Source organism: Micromonospora sp. NBS 11-29 (assembly GCF_002140155.1).
Classification (GTDB): Bacteria; Actinomycetota; Actinomycetes; order Mycobacteriales; family Micromonosporaceae; genus Micromonospora.
In genome coordinates this window covers 327479-337222 of record NZ_NAPR01000017.1, presented here as the reverse complement: position 1 = coordinate 337222, position 9744 = coordinate 327479, and the positions used below count along the sequence as shown (strand labels likewise).

Annotated in this window: 5 protein-coding genes and 2 pseudogenes; 6 read left to right on the top strand and 1 reads right to left on the bottom strand. The window is 73.6% G+C overall.

What is annotated here, in order from left to right:
• Together B1205_RS22205 and B1205_RS22200 are read left to right on the top strand one after the other, a co-directional pair.
• Positions 1 to 2512 (top strand): annotated as a pseudogene (locus B1205_RS22205) (DEAD/DEAH box helicase); the annotation flags it as partial.
• A complete protein-coding gene (locus B1205_RS22200) occupies positions 2509 to 3456 on the top strand; it encodes an SWIM zinc finger family protein (RefSeq protein ID WP_089157349.1) in 948 nt (315 codons plus the stop codon). The pseudogene B1205_RS22205 and the gene B1205_RS22200, both read left to right, overlap by 4 nt.
• A 51-nt stretch (positions 3457 to 3507) precedes the next feature.
• Here the strand turns inward: B1205_RS22200 and B1205_RS22195 are convergent.
• Positions 3508 to 3710: pseudogene (locus B1205_RS22195) on the bottom strand (DUF3040 domain-containing protein).
• Between the two features lie 443 nt (positions 3711 to 4153).
• Between B1205_RS22195 and B1205_RS22190 the strand changes: the two are divergent.
• From B1205_RS22190 to B1205_RS22175, 4 genes are read left to right on the top strand one after another with little or no spacing between them, the layout of a single operon-like run.
• Complete coding sequence (locus B1205_RS22190) at positions 4154 to 6292, top strand: DUF1800 domain-containing protein (RefSeq protein WP_089157348.1); 2139 nt, start codon at positions 4154 to 4156, stop codon at positions 6290 to 6292.
• A gap of 14 nt (positions 6293 to 6306) precedes the next feature.
• Positions 6307 to 7680, top strand: coding sequence for a DUF1501 domain-containing protein (locus B1205_RS22185; protein WP_254910127.1), 1374 nt, complete (start codon positions 6307 to 6309; stop codon positions 7678 to 7680).
• Positions 7677 to 9092, top strand: a complete 1416-nt coding sequence (locus B1205_RS22180) for a ferredoxin reductase family protein (RefSeq protein ID WP_089157346.1) — start codon at positions 7677 to 7679, stop codon at positions 9090 to 9092. The genes B1205_RS22185 and B1205_RS22180 overlap by 4 nt, the downstream gene beginning before the upstream one ends.
• A gap of 14 nt (positions 9093 to 9106) precedes the next feature.
• Entirely contained in the window at positions 9107 to 9727 is a 621-nt protein-coding gene (locus B1205_RS22175; protein WP_089157345.1) for an FMN-binding protein, read from the top strand.
• Positions 9728 to 9744 lie beyond the last annotated feature (17 nt).

The window sequence follows — 9744 nt, the reverse complement described above, 5'->3', positions numbered from 1 at the left end:
GGGCCGATGTGGCGGCGACCGGGCCGCGCCGGGCGGATCAGGCGGCGGCCGGGCCGCGCCCGGCGGGTCAGCCGGCGGCGGCGGAGGGCTGGAGCGGGGCGGCCGGTCGGGCCGAGGGGTTCGAGGCGGGTGAGTTGGTGGCCGACGCGTTGGACGCGCTGGTCGACGCCGCCGCGCGGGTGGCCCTGGCGGACACCCGGCTGCACCGGGGGATGCGCCCCGGCGGGCCGGTGCCGGGCTGGCTGGCCGCGCTCACCGGCCCGGACCGGGCGTTCACCGCCGAGCCGGCCGCGCTGGCGACGCTGCGTACCGAGCTGGACGCCTGGCAGCGGGACGCCGCCGGTGGCGCGGTACGGGCCACGTTCCGCCTGGTCGAGCCGGCCGTCGACCCGGTCGCCGAGTTGGTCGAGGGCGGGGCCTGGCGGGTGGAGTTCGGCCTGCACCCGGCCGACGAGCCGGGGTTGGTGGTCGACGCCGGGCACATCTGGCAGCGACCCGCGCCCGCGCTCGCCGCCCGCGGCGTGGAGCCCCAGGAGACCCTGCTGGCCGAGCTGGGCCGGGCCAGCCGGCTCTGGCCGGAGGTGGACGCCGCGCTGCGTACCGCCGTACCCGAGGGCATGGAGCTGGACGCCGACGGCGCGCACCGGTTCCTGCGCGAGGGGGCGCCGGTGCTGCATGCGGCCGGTTTCGGGGTGTTGCTGCCGTCCTGGTGGCGGCGCTCCTCGTCGCGCCTGGGCGCCCGGCTGCGGGCGCGCAGCCGGGCCGCGCCCGGCGCGGTCGCCACCACCGCCGGCACGCTGGGGTTGGACGCGCTGGTCGACTACCGCTGGGAGGTGGCCCTCGGCGACCAGCCGCTGACCGCCGAGGAGCTGGCGTCGCTGGCCGACCTGAAGTCGCCGCTGGTCCGGCTGCGTGGCCGCTGGGTCGAGCTGGACCCGCAACGGCTGGAGGCCGGGCTGCGGCTGCTGCGCTCCTCGGGCGAGCTGACCGTGGCGGACCTGCTGCGGATGGGGCTCTCCGGCGACGACCAGGCCGGTGAGCTGCCGGTACTGGACGTGGTCGCCGACGGGGCGCTCGGCGAACTGCTGGCCGGCGAGGCGGAGCGGCGGCTCACCCCGGCCGACCCGCCGCCGGGTTTCGTCGGCACGCTGCGCCCCTACCAGCGGCGCGGGCTGGCCTGGCTGGCGTTCCTCCAGTCGCTCGGGCTGGGCGGGATCCTCGCCGACGACATGGGGCTGGGCAAGACCGTGCAGTTGCTCGCGCTGCTCGCCGGCGACCCGCCGGAGGCCGGGCCGACGCTGCTGGTCTGCCCGATGTCGCTGGTCGGCAACTGGCAGCGGGAGGCCGCGACGTTCGCCCCCGACCTGCGGGTGCACGTGCACCACGGCGCCGAGCGGGCCCGGGGCGAGGAGTTCACCGCCGCCGTGCAGGCGGCGGAGCTGGTGCTCACCACCTATTCGGTGGCCGCCCGGGACGCGTTCGACNCGCCGCCACCCGCCAGGCCGAGGCGGTCCGGTCGCTGCCCGCGCGGCACCGGGTCGCGGTCACGGGTACGCCGGTGGAGAACCGCCTCGCCGACCTCTGGTCGATCATGCAGTTCGCCAACCCGGGACTGCTCGGCCCGGCCGCGGTGTTCCGCAAGCGGTTCGCCGAGCCGATCGAGCGCCACGGCGACGCCGAGGTGGCCGAGCGGCTGCGGCGGATCACCGGCCCGTTCGTGCTGCGCCGGCTCAAGACCGACCCGACGATCATCACCGACCTGCCGGAGAAACTGGAGATGGAGGTGCTCTGCAACCTCACCGCCGAGCAGGCCGCGCTCTACCGGGCGGTGGTGGACGACATGATGGCGAAGATCGAGTCCAGTGACGGGATCGAGCGCCGGGGGTTGGTGCTGGCCACCATGAGCCGGCTCAAGCAGGTCTGCAACCATCCCGCCCACCTGCTGCACGACGGCTCCGCGCTGCCCGGCCGCTCCGGCAAGCTGGAACGCCTCGACGAGATCGTCGACGAGGTGCTCGCGGCGGGGGAGAAGGCGCTGCTGTTCACCCAGTACGCCGAGTTCGGCGCGATGCTGCGGGGGCACCTGTCGGCGCGTACCGGTCGGGAGGTGTCGTTTTTGCACGGCGGCGTCGGCAAGGCCGAGCGGGACGCCATGGTGGCGCGGTTCCAGACGCCGGACGGCCCGCCGCTGTTCGTGCTCTCGCTCAAGGCCGGCGGCACCGGCCTGACGCTGACCGCGGCCAACCACGTCGTGCACGTGGACCGGTGGTGGAACCCGGCCGTCGAGGACCAGGCCACCGACCGGGCGTTCCGCATCGGCCAGCGGCGGCGGGTGCAGGTACGCAAGTTCGTCTGCGCCGGCACGGTCGAGGAGAAGGTGGCCGCGATGATCGCCGACAAGCGTGCCCTGGCCCGTTCGGTGGTGGGCAGCGGCGAGCAGTGGGTCACCGAGCTGTCCACCGAGACGCTGCGCGAGCTGTTCACGTTGGAGCCCGGGGCGGTGGTCGAGTGAGTCCCGGTTTTGACGAATACGGACCGCCGGTACGGGTCGAGGGTGGACTGCGGGCGCGCAGCACCCGGGGCGCGATCGGGCAGTCCTGGTGGTCCCGGCGCTTCGTGGAGGTGTTGGAGTCGTTCGCGCTCGGCTCCCGGCTCACCCGGGGACGGGCGTACGCACGCCGGGGCCAGGTGCTCCGGCTGGACGTCTCGCCCGGACGCGTCACCGCCGACGTACAGGGATCCCGGCCGAAGCCGTACGCGGTGCGGATCGGGCTGGCCGCGTACCCGGAGAAGGTGTGGCGGCGGATCGAGGCGGAGTTGGCCGGGCAGGCGTTCTTCAGCGCCCGGCTGCTCGCCGGTGACCTGCCGGCGGAGCTGGAGGAGCTGTTCGCCGCGGCGGACGCGCCGCTGTTCCCGGCCGAGATCGACGAGTTGGACCAGCGGTGCGGCTGCCCCGACTTCGCGGTGCCGTGCAAACACCTGGCCGCCACGTTCTACCTGCTCGCCGAGGCGTTCGACGCCGATCCGTTCCAGCTCCTGCACTGGCGCGGCCGGGCCCGGGGCGATCTGCTCGCCCGCCTGCGTACGCTGCGCGGCGTCCACCCCGGCGGCGCCGGAGCCGGCCCCGCCGCCCCGGCGGGCCCTGCGGTCCTGCCTGGCTCGGCAGACCTGTCGGAGCCGGCCGGCCCTGCTGGTCCGGCGGGCTCGGCGGCCGGGATGCCGGTCGCCGGTGCCGGGCGGGTGCTGGCCGGACTGCCGGCGGTCACGCCGGACGACGAACTCGACCGGTTCTGGGTGTCCCCGGTGGCGTTGCCCGACCGGCCGCCCACCCTGGCCACCGACCCGGAGCTGCTGCTGCGGCAGCTCGGCCCACCCGGCGTCGAGATCGGCGGCCCGGGCCTGGCCGAACGTCTGCGCCGCGCGTACCAGGAGTTCCACGGCGAAGGAGCGAGTTAACAAGGGGCCCCGCCTCTACCGGAGGCGTTAACGGGGGGCCCTTCCTTGCGCTCAGGTGAGGCGGCGGCGGAAGCGCCACATCAGGGCCGCGTTGGCGACCAGCACCACCGCGCAGACCGCCCCGGCCAACCGACCGGCCAGCACGGTCATCGCCGGCAGCGAGGCCCACAGCACGATCGTCAACAGCATCAGGTACCGGCCCCGGCGGCCCCTGNGATCTGTTCGAACCTGCGCTGATCCTCTTGGCTGAGCATGGCGCTGCCCTTCCCCTCACGGCTTCAGCGGTTCGGCGGCATACCCGGATCCGAGGGGGGTCACGCGCCGTCGCTGCTGCCGGTTTCGCGATCCGGGCAGCCGGGGCGACACCTCAGCGCAGGCTTATCCGTACCTTAAATTTGCCTGAGGTGTCGAACGTGTCCGGCGGTGTCGCGGCGGGCCGAAACCTCGCGTACGGGCGGTCGGCGCCCGGGTCCGCCCTGCTCGGGACGCCTCCGGGAGGTGGCTGGGGCGCCGGGTGCCCGGTTGCGGTCATGAGCACCGTCTTAAGTGCGCTCACCGGCGTGTTCGGCGCGTCTTGAGTGGCCGCGTAGCCATGGCTACTTTCCCGTAGCAACTCTCCGGCAACCGTCGCCGCCCTCTCGCCACCCAACCCCCGGGTGGCCGGCGTGCCGGCGCTCGAAGAAAACGGGATAGGTACATGGCCGACCTGAACGTGCCACCGCGTCGACCCCGGGACGACCGCGGCTGGGACGGATACCAGCACCCCCATCCGGACGGGTACCGCGACCTGGACTCCGCCGCACCGTACGCCGGCGGTCACCCCGCCCCGGCGCCGCAGCCCGCGCCGGGCCCGCAGTGGGTCGGCCCGAACGGCTTCGCCCCCGCCGACCACGCGCCGCACGGCGGCTACGGCCAGCCCGGCGGGTACGCCCAGCCTCAGGGCGGGTACGCCCAGCCCGGCGGTGGGTACGCCCAGCCGCACGGGAGCTACGCCCAGCCCGCCGGTGGGTACGCGCCGCCGCCCGGACCGGGACTGCCCAACCTGGACGACGACGGCGAGAACGCGCCGAACCGTGGCCGGCGTCGCGCCCTCGCCACGATCGGCGGCGCCGCGGTGGTTGCCGGTGGGGCCGCCTTCGCGCTTTCCCCGCAGCTCCGCGGCCTGTTCTCGGATGCCCCGGCGGCCGGTGACGCGACCGGCACGGTGACCACCGACGGCACCCAGGCCCGGCCCAGCGGCCAGCAGCCCAGCACGGTGCGGACCTACACCGAGCAGAACGAGAGCTACATGGGTTCGCGGGCGGGTGCGGCGCTCAAGCGCAACGCCCCGGCCGGCGGCCGGCTCTTCGGCAGCCCGGCGGCCGCCGCCGAGGCGACCGAGGTGACCGTGAAGACGGTGCTCGCCAAGGACCCGATCCGGCACCTGGCCAGCCGGACCACGTTCGGCCCGACGCCGAAGGTGATCGCCGACATCAAGCGGCTCGGCATCGACGACTGGCTGCGCCAGCAGTTGGAGCCGGAGAAGATCGCCCCGACGAAGGCCGAGCTGAAGCTGGCCGAGCTGCCGTCGCTGAAGCTCAGCCCGACCCAGCTCCGCGACCAGCGCGAGCAGCTCAACGAGCGCGGCGTCGACCCGGCCCGGGAGACGGTGGACGCCACCATCGCCCGGCAGATCTGGTCCGACCGCCAGCTCTTCGAGGTGATGGTCGACTTCTGGAACGACTTCCTGCACGTCGCGGCCGACTTCGACGGCGGTGAGGTCTACCGCAACGCGTTCGACCGGGACGTCATCCGCAAGCACGCGCTGGGCAGCTACCCGGACATGCTGGTGGCCGCGAACAAGCACCCGGCGCTGCTGCTCTACCTGAACCAGGTGGACTCGCGCAAGGACGCGATCAACGAGAACCTCGCCCGGGAGAACCTGGAGCTGTACTCGGTCGGCGTCGACGGCGGCTACACCGAGAAGGACGTGCGTCAGGCCGCCATGCTCCAGACCGGGCGGGGCGTCGCCGACGGCAAGTACATGTTCTTCGGCGACCGGCACTACGTCGGCAAGGTGAAGATCCTCGGGTTCAGCCACGCCAACGACTCGAACGACCCGAAGGTCGCCGACAAGGTCATCGACTCGTACATCCGGTACATCGCGCTGCACCCGTCGACGGCGAAGTACGTGGCCCAGAACCTGGCCACCCGGTTCGTCTCCGACACCCCGCCGAAGTCGGTCGTGGACCGGCTGGCCAAGGCGTACACCACCAACAAGGGCAACATCCGGCCGGTGCTGGCCACGCTGTTCAGCTCCTCGGAGTTCTGGGCGGCGGTCGGGCAGAAGGTGCGCCGTCCGATGGAGTACCTGGTGGCCACGTACCGGTCGCTCGGGGTCGGGCCGGACGCGACGGCCGGGTTCGAGGGCGACAAGCGGCGCACGCCGTTCGCCCAGGGGCTGCGGCAGGTCCAGGACAAGATGCGCGAGCTGGGCCAGTACCCGATGGGCAAGCCCACGCCGGACGGTTACGCCGACGTCTACCTGGCGTGGACGTCGGCCGGCACCATGGTCGACGGCTGGAACGAGGCCGGTGACCTGCTCGGCGGCTGGCGCAAGCAGTTCACCTACGTCAAGCCGGAGAAGCTGGTGGCGAAGCCGCCGACGACCGCCGGGGCGTACGTGGACGCGCTGGCGGTGAAGCTGGTGCACCAGAAGCTGTCCGCCCGGGAGAAGAAGCTCGTGCTCGCCGTGGCCGGGGTGTCCGAGGGCGCCAAGGTCGACGCCACCTTCAACGGGGCCATCGCCGCGGTCGCGCGGACGATCCTCGCGTCCCCCCAGCACCACCTCCGGTGAGGCATTCGATGGAGATGACCGTGAACCCGTACCCCCTGCACCCCGAATGCCCCGATGTGCGACGGCTGGCCGACAACCCGGCCGAGGCACTGCTGCGCGCCGAGGCGGACATCGTCGCGGCCGAGAACGCCGCCGAGGCCGACCGGTACCGCCGGCTGGAGGAGGTCGAGGAGGCCCAGCAGGACGGCCGGGGCGTCACCCGGCGTACCTTCGTGGCCGGCGCCGCGGCCACCGCGACCGCGCTGGCGACCGCCCAGTTCGTCACCACCTCGGCATCGTTCGCGGCGACCAAGACCGGCACGCTGATCCACGTCTTCCTCTACGGCGGGCTGGACGGGCTGAGTCTGGTCGCGCCGGCCAGCGACCCGGTGCTCAACAAGGCCCGCCCGGACCTGCTGCTCGGCAACGACTCCCTGGCCCTGGCCCGCGGTTTCAAGCTGACCAGCGCGTTCGCCCCGCTGGAGAAGTGGCTGAAGGCCGGCCAGCTCGGGTTCGTGCCGGCGGTCTCCGACCCGCGGCTGTCGCGCAGCCACTTCCAGGCCGCCGACGCCTGCAACCTGGGCGGCCTGCCCGGCGAGACGGGCGGCCGGGGCTGGCTGGACAGCCTGGTCGACGCGCTCGGCAAGGGCACCGCGTTCCGCAGCGTCGGGATCGGCAGCACGCTGCCCCGCTCGCTGGTCGGCGTGAACGGCGCGATCTCCCTCAACAACGTCGGTGAGCTGCGGCTCAACGGCGACGACAAGTACCGCGCGGCCACCGAGAAGGCGATCCGCGGCCTGTTCACCGGGATCAACCACCCGGTGGAGGAGGCGGTCATCGAGGGGATGGGCGCGCTGTCCACCGCCCAGAAGCTCGCCGCGAAGCCGTACGCCGCCGCCGAGGGCGTCAAGTACGAGGGCGTCGGCAACGCGTTCCAGCAGCTCGCCCAGCTCATCAAGGGCGGGGCGAACGTGCGGGTGGCGACCGTCGGCATGGGCGGCTACGACACCCACGAGAACCAGGGCACCAGCGAGGGCGGCCAGCTCTGGCGGCGGCTCAACGAGCTGGCCAACGCGATGGCGGCGTTCTTCACCGACCTGGGCGACCAGGCGGCGGACGTGACCGTCATGGTGTCCAGCGAGTTCGGCCGGCGGGTCGCCTCGAACAGCGGCGGCACCGACCACGGCCACGGCGGTGTGGTCACCGTGCTGTCCGGGCGCAAGCTCGCCAGCTCGCTGCTCGGCACCTGGAACGGTCTGGACAAGTTGGACAGCGGCGACGTGCCGGAGTACAACAACATGTTCAACGTCTACGGCTCGGTGGCCCAGGGGCGTTTCGGCCTGACCGCCGCCCAGGTGGACAAGGTCTTCCCCCGACAGAAGTTCACCCCGATCAAGATGTACGCGTGACCTACCAGGACACTGACGCCGCCGGCCGTCGTACCGGGCATCCCGCCCCGTACGGCGGCCGTCCGGCTGCCCCCGTACCCCCGGGTCGGCCGCGGCGCGGACCCGGCGGCCGGCGGACGCTGGCGGCGGTGTTCTGGCTCGGTCTGGTGGCCGCCGTCGTGCCGTGGTGGCTGGACACCCCGGCCGGTTCGCTGGCCGACACCGCCGACGTGCTCACCGCCGGTGGCCGGGTCACCGGCCTGATCGCCGGCTACCTGCTGCTGGTGCAGGTGCTGATGATGAGCCGGCTCGGCGTGCTGGAACGCACGCTCGGCGGGGAGCGGATCTCCCGGCTGCACCGGGACGTCGGCGCGACGCTGCTGGTGGCGGTGCTGGCGCACATGTCGCTGCTGGTGGTGGGCTACGCCCGGCAGGAGCGCAACTCGGTGTTCGGCGAGGTCGCCACGCTGCTGACCGACTACGAGGACATGCTCTCCGCGTTCGTCGCCGCCGGCGTCCTGGTGGCGGTCGGGCTGACCGCGGTGCGCGGCGTGCGCCGCCGGTTGCCCTACGAACTCTGGTACGCGCTGCACCTGACCAGCTATCTCACCCTGCTGCTCGGCTACGCGCACCAGTTCAGCAACGGCGCCCAGCTCTACGAATCCGGCCCGGTGCGCACCGGCTGGATCGCCGCGTACCTGCTGGTGGTGGCCGCGCTGCTGTGGGGCCGGGGGGTCAAGCCGCTGGTGTTCAACCTGCGGCACCGGCTGCGGGTGGCCGACGTGGTGGCGGAGAGCCCGGACACCATCTCGATCTACCTGACCGGGGCCCGGCTCAACCAGATCGACCTGCTCGGCGGGCAGTACTTCCGCTGGCGTTTCCTCAACCCCGGCTGCTGGTGGCAGTCGCACCCGTTCTCGCTCTCCGCCGCCGGCAACGGCCGCTGGCTGCGGCTCACCGTCAAGGTCGTCGGCGGGCACACCGCCGAGCTGCGGGACCTCACCCCGGGTACCCGGGTGTGGGCCCAGGGCCCGTCCGGCACGTTCACCGCCGCGCACCGGACCCGGGAGCGTGCCCTGCTCATCGCCGGCGGCAGCGGCATCGCGCCGCTGCGGGCGATGCTGGAGGAGTTGCCGCCGGGCGCGGCGCTGATCTACCGCGCGCGTACCCCCGCCGACGTGCTGCTGCACCGGGAGCTGGACTGGCTCGCCCAGGCCCGGCAGACCTCGGTCTGGTACGTCATCGGCCGCCGCGACGACCCCGGCCCCCGCCAGGTGATGAACCCCGACGGGCTGCGCCGGCTGGTGCCCGACCTGGCCCGTCGCGACGTCTACCTGTGCGGGCCCGGCGGCCTGGTCGACGAGTCCGTCAAGGTGTTGCGGGCGGCCGGCGTGCCCCGCCGCCAGATCCACCTCACCGCGTTCGAGTTGTAAGAGAGGCACCCTCCATGCGTCGCGCGCTCCTCGCGATCACTGGCCTGGCCGCCGGCACCACCGCGCTGGTGGTGCTCAAGGGCGGCCCGGGCGCCGGGCCGGCCACCGCCGGTGACGTGCCGGCCGCGCAGGCCCCGGTCGCCCCCGGCGGCACACCCGCGCCCGACGGCGTGACCGCCGCGCCCAGCGCCTCGGCCAAGGCTCCGGCCTCGGCCTCGGCCTCAGCCAAGGCCTCGCCCTCGGCGAAGCCGGATCGGAAGCCGGCCAGCCGGGGCGGCGACCGGACCAGTACCGCGCCGGCCGCGCCGAGGACCACCACGAAGGCGCCGAAGCCCACCACGCGCACGGTCACCGGGCCGACCGTCACCTACGCGTCCACCGGTAGTGGTCCCAAAGAGCACCAGGTGCGGGTGCAGATCACGCTGAGCGGCAACCGCATCGTCGACGTCAGAGGGCTGGACCTGCCGGTCGGGGGACAGCCGGGGCGGCTCGCCGACGACGTGCAGGCCCGCTACAGCGGCAGTTCCGGCGAGGTGGTGGAGAAGCAGAGCGCGAATGTGAACACCGTCTCCGGCGCCACCTACACCAGCACCGCCTACAAGCAGTCGCTCCAGGGCGCACTCGACAAGGCCTGACCGCTTGGCCGCCGCCG